General features: G+C 62.4%; 21 protein-coding genes. 4 read left to right on the top strand and 17 right to left on the bottom strand.

Going from position 1 to position 16,789, the window contains the following annotated elements; genetic code table 11:
• Positions 1-12 precede the first annotated feature (12 nt).
• Both GWG67_RS10770 and GWG67_RS10765 read right to left on the bottom strand, forming a co-directional pair.
• On the bottom strand, positions 13-816 hold the full coding sequence (locus GWG67_RS10770; protein WP_275169333.1) for a DUF6602 domain-containing protein: 804 nt from the start codon (positions 814-816) through the stop codon (positions 13-15).
• 51 nt (positions 817-867) lie between these two features.
• Positions 868-1,671, bottom strand: a complete 804-nt coding sequence (locus tag GWG67_RS10765) for a DUF4145 domain-containing protein (RefSeq protein WP_275169332.1) — start codon at positions 1,669-1,671, stop codon at positions 868-870.
• Between the two features lie 204 nt (positions 1,672-1,875).
• Between GWG67_RS10765 and GWG67_RS10760 the strand changes: the two genes are divergently transcribed.
• Entirely contained in the window at positions 1,876-2,385 is a 510-nt protein-coding gene (locus GWG67_RS10760) for a hypothetical protein (RefSeq protein WP_275169331.1), read from the top strand.
• Positions 2,386-2,388: 3 nt separating this feature from the next.
• On the opposite strand, the gene GWG67_RS10755 is transcribed toward GWG67_RS10760, so the two are convergent.
• The 12 genes from GWG67_RS10755 to GWG67_RS10700 all read right to left on the bottom strand — a co-directional run bounded on the left by GWG67_RS10755 (position 2,389) and on the right by GWG67_RS10700 (position 10,283).
• Positions 2,389-2,739, bottom strand: coding sequence for a hypothetical protein (locus GWG67_RS10755; protein ID WP_275169330.1), 351 nt, complete (start codon positions 2,737-2,739; stop codon positions 2,389-2,391).
• Positions 2,723-3,157 carry a hypothetical protein gene (locus GWG67_RS10750; protein ID WP_275169329.1) on the bottom strand — a complete coding sequence of 145 codons (435 nt, stop codon included), beginning with the start codon at positions 3,155-3,157 and terminating at the stop codon, positions 2,723-2,725. The genes GWG67_RS10755 and GWG67_RS10750 overlap by 17 nt, the downstream gene beginning before the upstream one ends.
• A gap of 516 nt (positions 3,158-3,673) precedes the next feature.
• Complete coding sequence (locus GWG67_RS10745) at positions 3,674-3,922, bottom strand: hypothetical protein (RefSeq protein ID WP_275169328.1); 249 nt, start codon at positions 3,920-3,922, stop codon at positions 3,674-3,676.
• A complete protein-coding gene (locus GWG67_RS10740; RefSeq protein ID WP_275169327.1) occupies positions 3,915-4,487 on the bottom strand; it encodes a hypothetical protein in 573 nt (190 codons plus the stop codon). The genes GWG67_RS10745 and GWG67_RS10740 overlap by 8 nt, the downstream gene beginning before the upstream one ends.
• Positions 4,488-4,493: 6 nt before the next feature.
• On the bottom strand, positions 4,494-5,507 hold the full coding sequence (locus GWG67_RS10735; protein WP_275169326.1) for a hypothetical protein: 1,014 nt from the start codon (positions 5,505-5,507) through the stop codon (positions 4,494-4,496).
• 36 nt (positions 5,508-5,543) lie between these two features.
• Positions 5,544-5,837: a hypothetical protein gene (locus GWG67_RS10730; protein ID WP_275169325.1), complete on the bottom strand. Its 294-nt coding sequence runs from the start codon at positions 5,835-5,837 to the stop codon at positions 5,544-5,546.
• Positions 5,837-6,220, bottom strand: coding sequence for a hypothetical protein (locus GWG67_RS10725; protein ID WP_275169324.1), 384 nt, complete (start codon positions 6,218-6,220; stop codon positions 5,837-5,839). The genes GWG67_RS10730 and GWG67_RS10725 overlap by 1 nt, the downstream gene beginning before the upstream one ends.
• 45 nt (positions 6,221-6,265) lie before the next feature.
• Positions 6,266-7,075, bottom strand: a complete 810-nt coding sequence (locus GWG67_RS10720; RefSeq protein WP_275169323.1) for a hypothetical protein — start codon at positions 7,073-7,075, stop codon at positions 6,266-6,268.
• Positions 7,072-8,004, bottom strand: a complete 933-nt coding sequence (locus GWG67_RS10715) for a helix-turn-helix domain-containing protein (protein WP_275169322.1) — start codon at positions 8,002-8,004, stop codon at positions 7,072-7,074. Before GWG67_RS10715 ends, GWG67_RS10720 begins: the two co-directional genes overlap by 4 nt.
• Positions 8,005-8,248: 244 nt before the next feature.
• On the bottom strand, positions 8,249-8,482 hold the full coding sequence (locus tag GWG67_RS10710; RefSeq protein WP_275169321.1) for a hypothetical protein: 234 nt from the start codon (positions 8,480-8,482) through the stop codon (positions 8,249-8,251).
• 4 nt (positions 8,483-8,486) lie between these two features.
• Positions 8,487-8,810: a hypothetical protein gene (locus GWG67_RS10705; RefSeq protein WP_275169320.1), complete on the bottom strand. Its 324-nt coding sequence runs from the start codon at positions 8,808-8,810 to the stop codon at positions 8,487-8,489.
• Positions 8,811-9,023: 213 nt separating this feature from the next.
• Positions 9,024-10,283, bottom strand: coding sequence for a site-specific integrase (locus tag GWG67_RS10700; protein WP_275169319.1), 1,260 nt, complete (start codon positions 10,281-10,283; stop codon positions 9,024-9,026).
• 443 nt (positions 10,284-10,726) lie between these two features.
• On the opposite strand from GWG67_RS10700, the gene GWG67_RS10695 reads away from it, so the two are divergent.
• Genes GWG67_RS10695 through GWG67_RS10685 form a run of 3 tightly spaced genes read left to right on the top strand, consistent with a single transcriptional unit; the run spans position 10,727 to position 12,697 of the window.
• On the top strand, positions 10,727-11,266 hold the full coding sequence (locus tag GWG67_RS10695) for a thiamine pyrophosphate-binding protein (protein ID WP_275169318.1): 540 nt from the start codon (positions 10,727-10,729) through the stop codon (positions 11,264-11,266).
• A complete protein-coding gene (locus GWG67_RS10690) occupies positions 11,266-11,856 on the top strand; it encodes a thiamine pyrophosphate-dependent enzyme (RefSeq protein WP_275169317.1) in 591 nt (196 codons plus the stop codon). Before GWG67_RS10695 ends, GWG67_RS10690 begins: the two co-directional genes overlap by 1 nt.
• Before the next feature lie 58 nt (positions 11,857-11,914).
• Positions 11,915-12,697, top strand: a complete 783-nt coding sequence (locus GWG67_RS10685) for an SDR family NAD(P)-dependent oxidoreductase (protein WP_275169316.1) — start codon at positions 11,915-11,917, stop codon at positions 12,695-12,697.
• A gap of 145 nt (positions 12,698-12,842) precedes the next feature.
• On the opposite strand, the gene GWG67_RS10680 is transcribed toward GWG67_RS10685, so the two are convergent.
• The 3 genes from GWG67_RS10680 to GWG67_RS10670 are packed head-to-tail and all read right to left on the bottom strand — an operon-like array spanning position 12,843 to position 16,616.
• Positions 12,843-13,637, bottom strand: coding sequence for an IclR family transcriptional regulator (locus tag GWG67_RS10680; protein WP_275169315.1), 795 nt, complete (start codon positions 13,635-13,637; stop codon positions 12,843-12,845).
• Positions 13,638-13,660: 23 nt separating this feature from the next.
• Entirely contained in the window at positions 13,661-15,394 is a 1,734-nt protein-coding gene (locus tag GWG67_RS10675) for an FAD-dependent oxidoreductase (protein ID WP_275169314.1), read from the bottom strand.
• A gap of 7 nt (positions 15,395-15,401) precedes the next feature.
• Complete coding sequence (locus GWG67_RS10670; RefSeq protein ID WP_275169313.1) at positions 15,402-16,616, bottom strand: ABC transporter substrate-binding protein; 1,215 nt, start codon at positions 16,614-16,616, stop codon at positions 15,402-15,404.
• Between the last annotated feature and the right edge of the window lie 173 nt (positions 16,617-16,789).

Raw genomic sequence — 16,789 nt, 5'->3', positions numbered from 1 at the left:
ATCGGAGTAAAATTAGTCTGAGGACGTCTGCCCATTGCGATCCGCTGGTCCAAACTGCAATCGATGCGTGGGAATGCCGGTGGTCAGCCGCTCCAGCAAATTGGTGGTATCAATGCCAATCAGCTTGATCCGACTAAGCATTGCCTGCAGATACATGATCCAGACGGCGACAGCGTTTTCCGTTTCTGCAATTACGTGACTGGTACCAAGCTGCTGGAGCCACGGGGTCGTCCTAGCGAGATAAAAGAATTTTCCGGGCACCACGATGTAGTCAATGGCTACATCGAGCCTTAACGTGTTCAAGAGCGTATCAAACGCGATCTTGTTATCGAATGCGAAAATGCCAAATAGTGGGACGTTGTAAGACTCGCTGATTGTCATCGGTGGGCTCGCGTCAATGCGCACGTAGGGGAGCAACTGCGCTGCATTAGTGATTTTAGAACTACGCTTCATCGAGCGATATTTTTCTATCTTTCGCGCACAGTCCCTCAGTTCGGCAGTCGTCAAGGTCGATTTACACTCGATGGCACCGAAGCACGACGCGAATGGCGCTAGAATCTTACCCGATCCATCGCTGAATATAGGTGAAAACACTGAGTCATAAATTATCAAATCGACCTCGCCAGAATTGTTGCCAGCGGAGTCGAACATTTCACCTTTCGAAAAACCAAAGTTAGATGGCATGACCTTGCGAAGATATTCGCGGACGGCGCTTTCTCGTGAGTCGCCCGAGTTTCCGTGATGCTCGAATACAGTGTTGTACTGCGCAACCAGAGACCCGCTGAACTTCATCAGGGCGTCGGCAAACTTGTCCATTACCGTTTTCCGTATCCGGTCGGAGCGAGCGAAAGCCCGCTTTCAAATGCCTCACTTCTTTTCGATCTGCTTCGGCGCATCACGCTTCTCGATCTGTTCCTTGATCGATTCGGGAACGATCTCCGCAAACATTTCCTCAATGTGCCTCCGCTGCGTAATCTGCGACTCGACGATCACATTCACCAGACCGAACAGCTTGCTTGCAATCGTTTTGTCGTCCTCGAAGTCGATCTGACCCGGATGCACAGCGCCGTTGCCCACGACACGAACCACGTCGAGAGCCTTCTGAATTCGAGTGTCTAGCCCCTTCTGAACCAAACTGGCGATGTCGTCGTTTATGTTCTTGCCCTTTTCACCCAAATGAACCATCAGTTTTTGGACGCACAAGCGGAGCAGAGCGGCGGCTCCCCTAGGGGATTTATCGACGATTTCATTTGCCTCTAGAAAATCGGCTTTCACGTCGGGCGGCATTCCTTCATTTGGTTCGATCACGACCTGATTTAATGGATAGATCAGCTCGTCGGCTCGCCAGACAGATAGCCCCCCGCAACTGAAGCATTTGCTGACGCAAACATTGATCAGTTCGGTCCGCAAGTGAGTCGAGTTCTCATGCGTTTCGAGAAACACTTCCCGGTTCGCGAACTTTTCGAAGAACGCAATGAATTCCCGCCCATATTCCTTGTTGCGTTTAAATTTCTCTATGTCTGCATGACTAGGTAGCCACGGCTTGCCATCGTCCGGGCCATAGCGGTCGGCAAAGAGTTTGAACCAAGTCTGATGAGCAATCGCGCCGCAGTTAACATGCGGGCAGGAAAAGGAGTCCAGCCCGAGTGCAGGAACCACTTGCTTTGACATAAGCCTCTATAGCCCTCTATTCCGAATCATTGACATCAACGCACGATACTGGCCACCTTGGAAGTTGTAACGAGCTTGCACTGCACTGGAAAAGACGCGGCTGTGAATTGCGGGTGCAGCGGCCCGACAGCGAGCATCGGAGCGCAGCGGCGACCCATCCACGGCTAGGTTTTGCGGCCAAACTCACAGATCGCGGAGGCAGTAATGCAACCGACAATGCCCACGTCAGAGAAGGATCAGGCCGTGCTCGACTTTCTGAAGCTTTGGAAGCTTCAGAAGCCCGTTTACTTGGAATACGAGGACGTCGGAGAAGGTTATGGCCCCGATTTCTGCCATGTGTCCGCGAAAGACATAGCTTTAAAGCGCGGAGGGCTCCGTGTTCACGGTTGGGCTCTGTGGAAATACTCGCAGGATGGCGCGGACGTGATTATTGGTGACTTCCACAGCGTTTGGCAAAATCCGGATGGGGTACTTGTAGACGTTACGCCGCCGAAGGTCGGTAAAAAAGTTCTCTTCGTTCGCGACCCGTCCTTGGCCATCCGGAGGGTCGGGCCCATACAGCAGCTTCATAGTAACCGCACCAACGTGCCCCTTGCCCCGCGTCTATGGAACGGTCAGCCAACTAACGAAGAGTTCTTTGGTGTGCCCGATGATCACCCCCCTTTGATGGAGTATTGCGAGAAGCTAGGCCTCCCCGATACGTCAATGCTTTAGTCATCACGGATACCCAGTTTCCCCGGGGCCTCTTATCGCGAGTAACGGATCGGGCTCGAAGCGCGATAGACCAAGCGTCGTCATTTTCTGCAGCAGCCGTGCTGCATTGCGAATGCCACGCGCATTGTCCGCCGCTTTCAGAGCGGCGTCGATGTCGGAAATCGAGCATGGCGGCGTTTCCCATGGATCAAGGCTCAGCGAAGCGGTTTGCGAGCAGTAGCTCGCAAACCTGGCTACATCCAGCCAAGGCCTTTCAGCGAGCATGGCATCGAGCTGTTGGGCGCGCGCAGCGCACTCGGTGCGGCAGATCGCCAGCGAGCGGGTCAGCGCGTCCTGATCAGTTTGGTTCATCATCGGACCGGGGCTCCAGCAGGCGCTGGCGTTCGTAGTACGAGCGCGGCGGCTCCGGCTCGGCGGGCTTCGTGGCCACGCGACCGGCCGGGTTGATGTTCAGCCGTCGCGCCAGTGTCGTGCAGGCCCTGAGCGCTCCCAGCCACACCGGGAGCCATGGCGATGGCCGGTCCCCGTTGGGGCTGCTGATGACAGGCGCGGCGTCCAGCTCAGCGGCTGCGCGTCGCTCGGCGACCACGGCACGGGCGTAGGCGGCAATGGTAGCGATGTCGGCCGGCAAAAAGTGCGAGGGCGGGGAGCCCAGAACGACGTTGACGAACTCGGCCTTCTCCAGTTCGTTGAGATCGGCCGGCGGCACGATCTGCGACCGGGTCGAACCGTTGGCGGCGAATCCTTGGGCGGCGGCGGCTTGGCGGGGCACTGGGTCTGACTCCCTTGATCCGGGGACCATAGGATGATCGCGCGGGTTGTAAACCGCCGAAACCGGGTTCCAAAGTGCTTGGAGAAGGATCTTCTCCGTTTCCACTGCTAAAAGTTCCATCTCCGGGGAACACCTACTACGGGTGGTAGCAAGTTCCGTGCGCCGCCGCGCGGGAAAATGCTACCACCGGCAAAAACGGGAGGTCCCCCCGGCCCCGCTTGCGCATAGACGGGCCAGCCAGCCCCGCAGGCGCGTTCTGCGGCTACTGCTGCGCCTCCGCATCATCCGGCATCGGTCCAACGCAAGGACGGGCTTCCTACGGCCTCGACCTCGCTCGGCTGTAACATCCTGATCCGATTGAACGATTCCGGACGATGGCACAGAACCATAACCACTTGATCTCATTGCATTATTCGCCACCTCGGATAGGTCCGAAACCCAACACAAGAGCCCGGAACCCAAGAGAACATTTCTACTGGGTTTAAGCCAGCGGTTCCGCAGCGGGCTGGCGTCGGCTCATCCCGGCTGATCGGTCCCAAGGAGCTGCTCAACCAAAGCGAGTGCTCGACGGAAGTGGTCCCGCTCGACGAGAAGCTGCACAAGCAGGACGTCCGAACGCTGCTCGGCGTCATCGAGAGGCAAGTCCGGGATGGGCTGGCGAGCGGCGAGCTTCAACAGCGCAAGCTCGACGGTCCCGGTCTGCAGCTCGGCAACATGACCCCACGCCGACAGGTTGCTGATCATGATGGAGTTGGGATCATCCATGCCGGCCTCGCAGCGCCAACGGATTCGGCAGATCAATGACGCGCGCTGACCGTGCCCGCTTGGCTTCACGCTCGGCCACATGCTTCGCCCTATTGCGCGCGCGGATCGGCGCCATGATCTTTTCGTCGATCGGGTAATCGACGGCGCGCAAGATCGGGTTATGCAAATCGGCGTCCTGCTTGTTGCCGGCGTCATCGAGATAAAAAAACTCCTCGGCTTGTCGCTCGCCGACTGCGCTCCGGATCTCGGCGCGCAACTGTTGGCGCAGCTCGTGGAGGATCGGTGCGATGGCGTTCGGTGTCACCACCGAGTTTTCACGCAGCACGCGCTCGACCAGCGCCTCGATGGCTGCAGGCTCCATGGCGCGCGGTTGCCCGGCAATCTCGTCGCGGACGATCTGCCGAACCTCATCGATGGTCGGAGGCCGCGGCCTCGTCGGCATGGTGCGCGACCACGGCGAGAGAAATCCGTCGTCGTCGTGGACACGATGCTCGACCTTGATGTCGGCGATTCTCGCCAGCGTCTCGCGGGCCTTGTTCAGGATTGCTCGGGCGCGATCATCCATGATGCTTCACCATGCCACGCTATCGATCCACGCCACCGCACCCGGCGCCGCGCTCCACGTCAGCCTCGCGATGCACTTCAGCGCGAACGAATCGGTCTGAAACATCGAGACCACGGGCGCAGCGATGGTGGCCGGCGCGCCCGGCGTCGCGATCTGTTCGGCCGGCTCCGCCATGTGCAACACCGTCGACTTGCTGGTCTCGATCACCGGCACGCCTTCGCCGGCAACGACAAAGCCATCGGGCGCGATAGCGATGATGGTGCCGGCGGCCAACGTCTTGGCCTCGATGACCTTGTGCTTGAAATTCGGCCACGGCTGCGTCTGCAACGCCAAGGCCTGCTCTGGCGCAGCAATGAACGCGACGTTCTTGGTGTCGATGCCGGCGCCGGCAATGGCGCTGATCAGGGCGGTCAGATCGTCGGAGATCGACGCGCCTGCAGCCAGCGGCGCAACGCCGTTCAACAGGCCGGCGGGCGCGGCAGCGGTGGCCGCATCGGCAGAGAGCAACACCTTGGCGCCACCGTCACCCACCGCGATCTTGATGACATGCGAGATCACCACGCTGGCGACCGGCGCAGAATAGTTTTCCAATTCGTTCGACAGCGCGCCGATCATGGCCACCTTCCTGATCGGCCCGATCAGGAGACCTTCGAACACGCCTTGCCCGACCGGGATCGGGAATCCCTCCTCGACAAACACGGCGCTGCTGAAACTGCCCGGCAACGGAAAAGAGAACTGCGACACGCCGCTCAGATCGACTTTGACGGCCAGAGCGAGGATCTCGGCAAGCGCGCTCTCCGGTGCCAGCGTCATCAGCGCAGCGACGGTATCGCCCGGAAAATCGGCGGCTTTCATCGGCGAGACGGGGCTGCGCAGCTCCAGCCGCACTTCGTCGGCGGAGGTCTTGCGCATCCGCGCCAGCGTTTTGATGGTCGCGTCGCGAACGAACTCACGACGCCATTCTGACGCGAGCGCGTCGCGCGTCGGTGGCATGAAACTTCTGGGGCGGATCTCGGTCATGGCGGGCATCTTACGCCAGCCGGACCCGGCGGTGTGTCATGCATGACGTCGAGCGCGTTCGGCGAGATAGGTCCGCGCCCATTTCTCGACGACATCGGCCAAGATCGCCGCGACTTTCTTCCGATTGCGCGACTGCTTCCCGGCCTCGTCCTCGCTCATCCGGGCATCCTCGCCTTGCGCGATCACCGCCTCGATCACGACCGCGTCGTAGGTGATCGTCGAGCGCTTGATGCCCTCGGTCTCGCGCTGACGCTGACGGCGCTTCGCAGCCCGCCACTGCTCACGCTGGCTGGCGCGTGTGCGGCGGCGGGATGGCGGACGGTGGAGCATTAGCGGACAGCGCCACCAACAAGCGGAGCCGGAGCGTCGTCGGCTTCGTCGTCATTGTCGCCACCATCCTGCACCTCCACGATGTGAAATGTCATGTCCGAGATCAGCGTGCCACTGACCCTGTATTGGTCGCTGAACGTGTCATGCAGCCGCTGATACTCCTCGTCGGACGCGACGCGGCCATCGACCTCCAGAGCGTCCAAGGCGTCGTCAAGGTCGTTGGCGGCGGCATAGAACCTGTAGCTATAGGCGGCAGCGTATTCTTGCAGCTTCTCCTTCGAGGAATCGATCTTGACGACTTGGACATACTCGGCGTGCAACACAGTCCATTCGTCGTCGTCTCTCTCGCCACCCCATTGAACGAATTGCAATAGAGCAAACATCGGTCGTCTCCCTCTCGTGCCGCCGGCATCCGGCCGGCGCGGTCGTTATTCGCTCAACCTCGCCAGCCGTATCGCCTCCAGCGCAGTCCAGCGCGGCGCGGCTGGTTCGGGCGCGCATTCGTCGTCGCCCTCGTAACCGGCTTCATCAGGGTCCTGCATCGTGAGCACGACATCGGCGCCGACGTTCGAATAGGCGAGATCCCACGCGGCGCGATCATGTTCGAACAGGAGCCGGTCGCTGGTGCGTAGCAGATCGAGCCAGCGCTCGGTGGCCTGCACGAGCCAGACGACGCTGCTGCGCGCCTCTTGCATCGCGGTGCGCAGCTCGGCGGTTGAAGTGAAGATCGTATTGAATTGCAGCTTCTGAACGGCCAGCGCCAGCACCACCGGATGAGTTGAGACCGGCGTCCAGAGTTCGGTTGCGGCGCCGACGAGGTCGGAGCGCGGATCGAACATCGCGACGCAGCTCGCGGTAAGCGCGTTGGCCTCGACACCCTTCGCTCTGCCGACGCCGCGAAACAGCACGCCCACCATCGCCAGCGCGATCTCGGGCGTGATCGTCGGCGTCCTGACGATGTGGGGATAGGCGACCGCGAGCAGCGCGACATGAGCCTGTCTGACCAGCGCCGCGCGCTGAAGCATCTTGGCGTGGTTGGCCTTCGCAGCCGGCAAATCGTAACGATGCAAACCATCCCTGACGCGCTCCAGCTCGCCACGCAACTCGTTGCGGCATTGGCCTGCGACGGACAGCGGCGGATGCACCGCGTCGAGCGTGGCCGCGATCAGCGCATGGCCGGCTTTCTTGGTCGGGCGAACCGCGACACCGCCGCCGGGGATTCTGATCAGCTCGCTCATCGCCGTGAACTCCAATGAGCGTTGTCGGCGAGAATCTGGGCCTCCGCCTCGGCGTCGATCTCCTCCTGTGAACGTCGTCGCGGTCGCGGCGTGTCGATGATGTTGCCGTGCTGGTCGATTGTTTTCCCATCATGGGAAAACGATTGATCGAGCCAGCACTCAGCGTTGATCCACGTCGCCGGGTGCTTGGTGAACTTCGGATCTTGGCGAGCGCGTTCGTTGGCGTAGCGCTTGGCGCCATCGATCAGCGCGGCCGGGTCGGCGCCTCGCCTGATCGCGGCGGCGAACGCCTTCTCGGCTTGCGCCTTGGCGACGCGCTTGGGATAGGCGAGCCAGAATTCGGGAAAGGTGGGGGCGAAATCCTTGACGCCATTTTTTTTGTCGTCATGGGTTTCGCTGGCTTTTGGTTCGCCCTTCGACCGCGCGTCCCCCTTCGAATCTGGCGCAGCAAAATCGGGGGGCTCGGATATATATTCTTCCCTTGGTTCTTCTTCTTGGAGATTCTTCTTAAGAGGGGGCGACACCGGTGTCGTGTATTTTGTCGCCGGATGTCGTGTATTCTGTCGCCGGTTGTCGCCTTTTCGACCACCAATAGGCGACACTGGTGTCGTGTTTATAGGCGACACTGGTGTCGCCTTATCCGGGTCGATCCAGTAGGTGGCGGCCCGGCCCGGTCCGTGGCCGGGAACGATGACGAGGCCCAACGGAATCAAGAGGTCGAGCAGGCGCTGCACCGTCCGGACTGAGACGGCTAGGTCTCGCGCCAAAGTATCCTGCGAAGGCCGGGCGGTGCCGGTGGCACTGTCCATGAACTTGAAGGCGATCAGGTAGGCGAGCTTCAGCGCGAGTGCGTTGACGTGCGGCGCACTGGCCCGGCGCATGAAGGCGGCGCGGATGGTGTTGAGGTTCTTGGCGTCGGTGATCGGCATAATTGCGAGCCCGGTTTTTTTGGGCTACACCGTCACCGCCTGTCCAAGGCGTACAGTGACGATGCAAACCCATGCGAATGACGCGCCGCCCCGGTAGCCCCCTTCCGGGGCGGTTCGCTTTTTCATTCGCAGCGGTGCCTGATCGATCTCGTCGTCAGGTCCGCAGTGTCCCCAGTGGGGACGTTCGGCTTGCCCGCCAGTGAGTAGTTCTGCCCGGACGATGTCGTCCGGGGACGCTTGTTGCTTACTGCATCCGCTCCCGCGTGCTCGCGATCTCGGCACGCTCCAGTGCAGCGAGGCACGCCTCGCACAGCGGCTGCATGTCATCCTCTTCGATCATCATGGAGGCGACATCGGACCCGCGCCCAATCGCCGCGTCGTCAACGGCGACGCCGGCCTCGCGCGCGCGGGCGCCGCAGCCAGTGCAGATGATCTTGGGCGGTTTGCCCTTCGCTGGTTTGCCTCGAATGATCTTCATGTTCTCAGGCCTCGGCGCTGGCGGCCGTGTTGCCGGCCCCGCGCGCAGGGTGCTCTTTCTGCGTCTCGGCCTTCCCCGCCGCCTCGCGCCACGCTCTGGCGGCTTCGACACTGATCCGGGTGGACTGTCCGATCTTCTTGACCACCGGGCCGGTGCCGGTGCGCTGCATGCGGTAGTACGAATCGAGGCAGATGTTGTGCGCCTCGCAAAACTCCGGAATCGTGTACATCGTCCGTTCAACCGGCCGCTTCGCCTGCTCGGCCTTCGCCTCCGCAAGCTTTTCCTTCGCGTTGGCGCGGGGCTTTTGACCAGTCTTTACGCGAGCCATGGCGGCGACTCCATTAGATGGATGCTACCGGTAAGCTACCGCTCGGTCCGTGGAGGAGAACAGCGAAAATTAAGCGCCACTAAGCGCTAATCATTGCAGTGAAACGAACAGGACGTTTTGACCGTTCAACTCTTGGTGAAACGCCGTCGGCGCACGAAAAACCCGGTGCCTCGCAGCACCGGGTTCAAGAGTTCGTTGATACGAAGTCTCGCGTCAGCTCGCCAGTGCGACGACGTTGTCTGCGGGTTCGTCGTGGTCGAGCAGAGCCCGTCGCTGCAGATCGTCGGCGTGATCGAGGATATGCTTGCTGTAGGTTCGTTCGATCTGCACCGTCGATGAGTTGTGACTTGCCGCGACGACCCGGACCGGAATGCCCTTCAGCAACGCGCGAACGATGCTGCTGTGCCTTAGTGCGCCCATCGTGACCTCCGAGCCGAATTTGAGGTTCGCGACGACGGCGCTGATGCCGTCCCCATAATTGTCGTTCGGCCGCTCGCCCCATGACGTGCCGTCAGCCTGCACCAACAGCGGCGCATCGTCGGCTCGGCCCACGGCAGCGACCTTCAATCGGTTCGCCAACCGCTCCGAGATCGCTACGGAGTAGCGTTCGGCTTTCTGCTTCGTGCGGTTCTTTGCGCCGCCTTTACCCGCCTTGGGCATCGATACCCTTGGTGCTTTCGGATGAGCGATCAGATCGGAGACGAGCAACCGCGAGGCCTGCGAGGCCCTCGCGCCGCTTTCCGCTAGCACATCGACATAGAGACCGAGTGCGGCGTCGTGAGCGTAGGACGCACGAACGAAGGCCGTCACTTGCTTGTCGGTGAGAATGACGTTGCGGGCGTTGTCGGCATCGGACAGGCTTTCGAGGCCGTCCGTCCACGCATCCTTGTTCTGGATGCGCTTGTCGAGCCGGGCGGCGAGGTTCAGGGCCGCACGCAGGCACTTCAGCATGCGGTTGATCGAGGCGTCCACCAGCTCACCGCCGATCAGGCCGTCGCGCCAGCGCTTCAATTCGTTCGCGGACAACATTGAGACCGGCTTCATCAACAGCGCGGGCGTCAGATGCTTGCGCGGCATGCGCGCGTTGTAGATCGAGCTTTGCCTTGTTTCGAGGTCGCGCTCGTAAGCGGTCAACGCGCCATCGACGCTGATCGGCGCGAATCCGCTCGCCGTGTCGGTCTCGGTGTCAGCATCACCGCGCGCCAGCGTGCGCGCCTGCTTTATCGCCTGATCGTAATTGAACACGCTCTTATTGTTGGCGGGCTCCAGATCGTCGGCGGTGCCGAACTTTCGCAGCCAGCCGTTCGGGCTGCCATCGGCGAAGCGCACGCTCCACGTTCCGAAGCCGCTTTGGTTTCTGCGATAGCCGAGCGCGACGTTTGGCGCGACGCGAACGAAGTAGCTTGCCTTGCGCGGCGGGAGCTTGGCGCGCGCGGTCGGTGTCTCCAGCGCGATCTTGCGGGGCTTGGGCATAGGCGAATCGTCCTCGGTTTCACGCCAGTGTAAAAAACAGCGGAGGCATAGCGGCTGCTAGTGCCAGCATAGCGTCAGCTACTTTCAGATGGCATTTCAAGGGCTTACGCGCAAGTGTAGCACCCGCTCAGACTACGCTGCAACTTGCGTCTTCTCCCCTTGCGGGAGAAGGTGGCGCGAAGCGCCGGATGAGGGGTATCTCTCCGCGCATATAGATGCGGATGAGTGCACGGAGAGATACCCCTCACCCAAATGAGTTTGTATCTATCAGCGGTGATGCCCTCTCCCGCAAGGGAGAGGGCGCAGCCATGCGCATCGTGCGCTGTCCCACCGGCAGTGGAAGAGGCAGCTATACAATCCCTCGATACCTGATCGCGCCAGACGGTCAGAGCTTTCGGGCCTGAACATCGCTAGAGTGCCGCTCGAAATCACGGAGACAAGCGGTGCACAGCCTTCAATCCAATCCCGACACGCGCGCAGACGATTGGCCGTCCGAGCTCTACCGCATCCTGAAAGCCGCCGACGTGCGGCAGATGTCCTACGTCCCCGATGCCGGCCACAGCCAGCTCATCAGCCTGTTCTCGGCCGACCGCGACGTCACCACCAACGTGCTGACGACGGAAGAGGAGGGCGTTGCCATCGCCGCAGGCGCCTGGCTCGGTGGACAGCGCAGCGTGCTCTTGATGCAGTCGAGCGGGGTCGGCAATTGCATCAACATGCTGTCGCTGTCGGCAATCGGACGATTTCCACTGCTGATGCTGGTGACGATGCGCGGCGAATGGGCCGAGTTCAATCCCTGGCAGGTGCCGATGAGCCGGGCTACCCAGCCCTCGCTGGAGGCGATCGGCCTGAAGGTGATGCGCGCGGAGACAGGAGAGGATCTGATCGAGACGGTCGAATCGGCCGCGCCGCTTGCCTACGAATCCGATCAGCAGATTGCCGTTTTGATCGGGCAGCGCCTGATCGGCAAGAAGAAGTGGTGATGCCAATGCAAGCTCAACTCGATCGCCGCGCCGCGGTCGCCGCGCTCCTGAAGAATCGCAAGGACACGCTGGTCGTCTCCGGCCTCGGCTCGCCGACCTATGACCTTCATTCGGTCGGCGACCACGACGGCAATTTCTATCTCTGGGGCGCCATGGGCGGCGCCGCGCTGATCGGGCTTGGCCTCGCGCAGGCCCAGCCGGGAAAGCGCGTCCTCGCCTTGACCGGGGATGGCGAGCAATTGATGGGCCTCGGCGGCATGGCGACCATCGGCGTCGCACGCCCGCGCAATCTCGACATCGTCGTGATCGACAATCAGCATTTTGGCGAGACCGGGATGCAGGCCAGCCACACCGGGCGCGGCGTCGATCTCACCGCGATTGCTGTGGCCTGCGGCTTTGCCGCGACCGGAACCGTGCGGACGCTCGAGGAGGTGGCACGTCTGGCGACGCAGCTCGACGAGACGGCCGATGGCCCGCGGCTTTTTGTCATCAAGGTACTGGCCGAAAATCCGCCGCGCTCGCTGCCCTCGCGCGATGCTGTCTTTATCAAGAACCGGTTCCGTGCTCATCTCGGCTTCGCGGCGGCCTGAGCCGGGTTTCTCGCCCGGCGACAGTCTGCTGTCGAAGCAGATACTCTGGAGTGAGACCATGAAACTATCCGGCAAGGTCGCCGCCATCACCGGCGCGGCGCGCGGTATCGGCAAGGCTTGCGCGAAACGATTCCTGGACGACGGCGTCAAAGTCGTCATCTCGGACGTCGATGCCGATGGCTTGGCCGCGACGGCTGCCGAGCTCGGACGGCCGGAGGCCTTGCGCACTGTCGTCGGCAATGTCGCAAAGCGCGCCGATGTCGACCAGCTGGTCGCAACTGCCGCAAAGGAGTTCGGCCGGCTCGACATCATGGTCAACAATGCCGGCGTCGCCCGCAACCGGGACCTCCTGGAGATTTCCGAAGAAGAATTTGACGAGATCATCGGCATCAATCTGAAGGGCGCGTTCTTCGGCGTGCAGGCGGCGGCGAAGCAGATGATTGCGCAAGGTAGCGGCGGCGGAGTCATCATCAACATGTCTTCGGTGAACGCGCTGCTGGCGATCCCGGCGCTTGCCACCTACGCCATGTCCAAGGGCGGCATGAAGCAGCTCACATCAGTGGCCGCCGTCGCGCTGGCTCCGCACAATATTCGCGTCGTCGCTGTCGGGCCGGGCACGATTTTGACCGACATGGTGGCATCGTCCATCTACACCTCGGAGGATGCCCGCAAAACCGTAATGTCACGCACGCCGGCCGGCCGCGGCGGCGAGCCGGGCGAGGTGGCCTCCGTCGTGGCGTTCCTGGCAAGCGACGATGCGTCGTATATCACGGGACAGACGATCTATCCGGATGGTGGGCGGTTGATCCTGAATTACACGGTGCCGGTGAGGGACAAGTAGGGCGGACCCATTCTCTGTCATCGCCCGGCTTGACCGGGCGATCCAGTACGCCAAGACGCCCGCGGTGAACCGAGGTGCCGCGGCGTACTGGATGCCCCGCCTTCGCGTGGCATGACAGCGGAGGTCGGATGAGGCAGCGAGCCCCTCACTCCGCCGCAGCCGTTATCCCGTGACCCAGCCGCTTCGAGATCCCGCCGGCGCAGTCGCTTAGCGCGTGGGCGATGGGGCTGTCCCAGCGGGCATCGAACGTGCCTTCCGGCCCCATCGCGGTGATCACCAGCGCGACATGGCCGGAATGGTCGAACACGGGCGCTGAGAATGCGTTGACGCCGGGCAGGGGGTCGCCGAGCGCGCGGGCGAGGCCGTGCTTGCGGACCTCGGTGAGCATGTCGGCGAGCTTCGCGCCTTTCACGGTGCGTTTCGGATTGTAGCCGACGCCGTGACGATCGAGGCCGCTTTCGAGTGCGGCGTTGATGGTTTTCTCCGGCAGGAAGGCGGCAAAAGCCCGGCCCGTGGCTGTCTCCAGCAGCGCCATCACCGAACCGGCCCGCATCACGATATGCACCGGCTGGCCGGGTTCTTCCAGCTGCACCACGGTCGGGCCGTGCGTCCCCCAGACCGCGAGCGAGACCGCATGCCCGATCTGACTTGCGAGCGCCGCTATCTTCGGTCCTGCGATGCGTACGCCGGACAGGCGGCGCAGGCTGATCAGGCCGAGCTCCAGCGCCAGCGCGCCGATCTCGTAACGGCCGGTGGTCTCGTCCTGCTCGATCAGGCCGATGCGGGAGAAGCTGGCGAGATAGGGATGCGCCTTGGCCGGCGTCATGCCGGCCTCGCGCGCGAGATCGCGCAGCATCATCGGCTCGCCGCATCTCGCAAGCGCGCGGAGCAATTCTCCGCCGACCTCGATCGACTGGATGCCGCGGCTTTCTCTTTTCATGCGCCTCCTGGCGTGCGGCTCGCTTACGCCGCGTTGCGCTTGGCGGCGCTGTCGGCGAGATGACGGCCGGCAATGTAGCCGAAGGTCAGCGCCGGCCCAAGCGTGATGCCGGCGCCGGGATAATTGCCACCCATGATGCTCGCCATGTCGTTGCCGGCGGCATACAGCCCGGGAATCACCCGTCCTTCAGCATCGAGCGCCCGCGCATTCTCGTCGGTGACGATGCCGGCATAGGTGCCGAGATCGCCGACTACCATCTTGATAGCGTAGAACGGGCCGTTCTCGATTGGGGCGACGCAGGGGTTCGGGCCGTGCAGCGCATCGCCCTGGTAGCGGTTATAGGCCTTCGAGCCCTTGCCGAAGGCCGCATCATGTCCCTGTGGTGCGGTCGCATTGAACTGCTTGACGGTTCCGACGAACGCCGTGCTGTCGATGCCCGCCTTTGCCGCGAGCGCCTCCAGCGTCTCGCCGCGCATGAGATAGCCGGTCTTGAGGTGATGACCCAGCGGCATCGGGAATGGCGGTACGCAGCCGAGGCCGTATTTGCGCAGGGTCTGGTGATCGCAGACCAGGTAGGCCGCGATCTCCTCGCCGGGCTTCGCCGCCTTGACCATGGCCTGGACGAAGTCGTGATAGGAATTGCCCTCGTTGGCAAAGCGCTTGCCGTCACGCATCACCGCGATCACGCCGGGTTTGGCGCGGTCGATGAAATGCGGCATCACGCCGTTTGAGCCGTCCTTGCGCTTGGTGACCGAGACCGGGACCCAGGCTGCCGCGTTCGGCAGGCGGTCCTCGATGTGTCCGCCGGCGTTCTCGGCAAGCCGGAGGCCGTCGCCGGTGTTGCCGGTCGGTCCCGGCGAAAAGTGCTCGTTGCCGGTCGGCGCGTGTGGGAACATCTTCTTGCGCCGTTCGACATCATGCGGGAAACCGCCGCAGGCGAGCACGACGCCTTGTCTTGCACGAATGCGGACGTCGCGTCCCTCGCGGGCGACAATGGCGCCGGTGACAGTGCCGTTCTCGACCGTCAGCTCGCGTACCGGCGCGGACAGCCACATCGGAATCTTCATGTCCTGCGCGGATTTCGCGAGGCGCCCGGCGAGCGCATTGCCGTTGGTCAGCGTCATGCCGCGGCCGTAGCGCAGCACGTCCATCAGATGCCGCGACAGGCGCTTTGCGACATAGACCGCTGAGGTCAGCGACTTCGTCGCGCGCATGAAATGGACGATGTCCTTGCCGGATCCGAGCATCATGCCGAATACGGTCAGCTCGGGCAGGGGCATGCCGAGGGTCTTGATCTGGCCGCCGAGCTCGCGGCCGTCGAACGGGCGTGCCACCATCGAACGACCGCCCTGGGTGCCGCCGGGCGCCTCGGCGTGGTAGTCCGGGAACACCAGCGGCATGTCGAAACGGAGCGCCGTCTTGCTGGTGAAAAAATCGACCGCCTCGGGCCCGGCGCTCAGGAACGCATCGACCCGCGCGGCGTCAAAGTTGTTGCCGGCTTCGTGCCGCAGGTAAGTCCGCGCCTGCTCCGGCGTGTCCTCGATGCCGTAAGCCTTTGCCAGCGACGTGCCGGGAATCCACAACCAGCCGCCGGACCGCGCGGTCGTGCCGCCGAATCGCGGCTCCTTGTCGACGATCAGGACGTCGAGGCCGCGATAGCGTGCGGTGATAGCGGCCGACATGCCGGAGCAGCCCGATCCGGCCACGAGCACATCGCACTCATAGGTTTCGCCTGCGTTGCGCTCGTTGCCGGTCATGCGGGCCTCACTTCTTCAGCAGCGGACATTTGGACTCGGAGACCGGGCGGAAGGCGTCCTCTCCCTTCACCGTCTTGATGATCTCCAGATAATCCCAGGGTTCTTTGGACTGCTCGGGTGTTTTCACCTTGGCGAGATACATGTCGCGAATGACGCGGCCATCCTCGCGCAAGCGTCCGCCATGGACGAATGTATCCTCGATCGGCAGCTCGCGCATCTTGGCCATCGCCTTGGCGGGATCATCGGTGCCGGCGGCCTTGATGGCCTTGAGATAATGCAGCACCGAGCCGTAAACGCCGGTCTGGATCATGGTCGGCATCACCTTGGTGCGCTCGTAGAATTTCCGTGACCATGCGCGGGTCGCCTCGTCCATGTTCCAATACGACGCGGTGGTCATGTAGGTGCCCTGCGCGGATTTGAGGCCGATCGCATGCACGTCGGTGTCGAACATCAAGAGGCCGACCAGTTTCTGTCCGCCTTGGACCAGGCCGAACTCGCCCGACTGCTTGATCGCATTGTCGGTGTCCTGGCCGGCATTGGCGAAGGCGACGACGTCCGATTTCGAGCTTTGCGCCTGGAGTGCAAAGGAGGAGAAATCGGCCGTATTGGTCGGGTGCTTCACGCCACCCAAAACCTTGCCGCCCATCTCGTTGATGAAGCGCGTGGCGTCCTTCTCGAGCTGCTGGCCGAAGGCGTAGTCGGCGGTGATGAAGTACCAGGATTTTCCGCCTTCCTTGATCACGGCGGAGGCCGTCACCTTTGACAGCGCGTAGGTATCGTAGGTGAAATGCACGGTGTTGGGGCTGCAAAGCTCGTCGGTCAGCGAACTCGCGCCGGGGCCGGAGAGCAGCGCAACCTTGTTGCGCTCGCGCACCATGTTGTGCACGGCGATCGCGATGCCGGAATTTGGGATGTCGACGACGGTATCGACCTTGCCGTTGTCGAACCAGCCGCGCACGATCTGTACGCCGACGTCGGTCTTCATCTGGTGGTCGGCGCTGATGATCTCGATCGGCTTGCCGAGCACGGTGGGCCCGAACTCCTCCACCGCCATTTTCGCGGCCTCCACGGAGCCCGGCCCACTGTTGTCGCGGCCCCAGCTCGACAGATCCGTCAGCACGCCGATCCGCACCGCGTCGTCGGAGATTTGCGCGTTCGCAACGGTGGTCATGGCAACCGAAGTCATGGCCGCGAGCATGGCGCAGGCCAAAAGCCCTCTCATCGTCGTTCCCTCTCTTTTTGGGCCGCTTGGCGCGGCTGGTTGTTCTGGCAGATAAATTAGATAATGGCGAATGAGTTTGTCAATGGCGAATAAGGACTACGTCGTCCCGGCGAAGGCCGGGACCCATACCGCGTGATCTATCGCTGCCGGGCGGTCGCAGTACCGGAGCACCG

It is taken from the genome of Bradyrhizobium sp. CSS354 (genome assembly GCF_029051725.1).
In the GTDB taxonomy this organism is placed as follows: domain Bacteria; phylum Pseudomonadota; class Alphaproteobacteria; order Rhizobiales; family Xanthobacteraceae; genus Bradyrhizobium.
The sequence above is the reverse complement of the archived record's forward strand: the minus strand, read 5'-3'. Positions and strand labels throughout refer to the sequence as shown.

Coding starts and splice junctions, on each gene's coding strand:
- GWG67_RS10770 (WP_275169333.1), bottom strand. CDS start 816: ATGGACAAGTTTGCCGACGCCCTGATGAAGTTCAGCGGGTCTCTGGTT.
- GWG67_RS10765 (WP_275169332.1), bottom strand. CDS start 1,671: ATGTCAAAGCAAGTGGTTCCTGCACTCGGGCTGGACTCCTTTTCCTGC.
- GWG67_RS10760 (WP_275169331.1), top strand. CDS start 1,876: ATGCAACCGACAATGCCCACGTCAGAGAAGGATCAGGCCGTGCTCGAC.
- GWG67_RS10755 (WP_275169330.1), bottom strand. CDS start 2,739: ATGATGAACCAAACTGATCAGGACGCGCTGACCCGCTCGCTGGCGATC.
- GWG67_RS10745 (WP_275169328.1), bottom strand. CDS start 3,922: ATGGATGATCCCAACTCCATCATGATCAGCAACCTGTCGGCGTGGGGT.
- GWG67_RS10740 (WP_275169327.1), bottom strand. CDS start 4,487: ATGGATGATCGCGCCCGAGCAATCCTGAACAAGGCCCGCGAGACGCTG.
- GWG67_RS10735 (WP_275169326.1), bottom strand. CDS start 5,507: ATGACCGAGATCCGCCCCAGAAGTTTCATGCCACCGACGCGCGACGCG.
- GWG67_RS10730 (WP_275169325.1), bottom strand. CDS start 5,837: ATGCTCCACCGTCCGCCATCCCGCCGCCGCACACGCGCCAGCCAGCGT.
- GWG67_RS10725 (WP_275169324.1), bottom strand. CDS start 6,220: ATGTTTGCTCTATTGCAATTCGTTCAATGGGGTGGCGAGAGAGACGAC.
- GWG67_RS10720 (WP_275169323.1), bottom strand. CDS start 7,075: ATGAGCGAGCTGATCAGAATCCCCGGCGGCGGTGTCGCGGTTCGCCCG.
- GWG67_RS10715 (WP_275169322.1), bottom strand. CDS start 8,004: ATGCCGATCACCGACGCCAAGAACCTCAACACCATCCGCGCCGCCTTC.
- GWG67_RS10710 (WP_275169321.1), bottom strand. CDS start 8,482: ATGAAGATCATTCGAGGCAAACCAGCGAAGGGCAAACCGCCCAAGATC.
- GWG67_RS10705 (WP_275169320.1), bottom strand. CDS start 8,810: ATGGCTCGCGTAAAGACTGGTCAAAAGCCCCGCGCCAACGCGAAGGAA.
- GWG67_RS10700 (WP_275169319.1), bottom strand. CDS start 10,283: ATGCCCAAGCCCCGCAAGATCGCGCTGGAGACACCGACCGCGCGCGCC.
- GWG67_RS10690 (WP_275169317.1), top strand. CDS start 11,266: ATGCCAATGCAAGCTCAACTCGATCGCCGCGCCGCGGTCGCCGCGCTC.
- GWG67_RS10685 (WP_275169316.1), top strand. CDS start 11,915: ATGAAACTATCCGGCAAGGTCGCCGCCATCACCGGCGCGGCGCGCGGT.
- GWG67_RS10680 (WP_275169315.1), bottom strand. CDS start 13,637: ATGAAAAGAGAAAGCCGCGGCATCCAGTCGATCGAGGTCGGCGGAGAA.
- GWG67_RS10675 (WP_275169314.1), bottom strand. CDS start 15,394: ATGACCGGCAACGAGCGCAACGCAGGCGAAACCTATGAGTGCGATGTG.
- GWG67_RS10670 (WP_275169313.1), bottom strand. CDS start 16,616: ATGAGAGGGCTTTTGGCCTGCGCCATGCTCGCGGCCATGACTTCGGTT.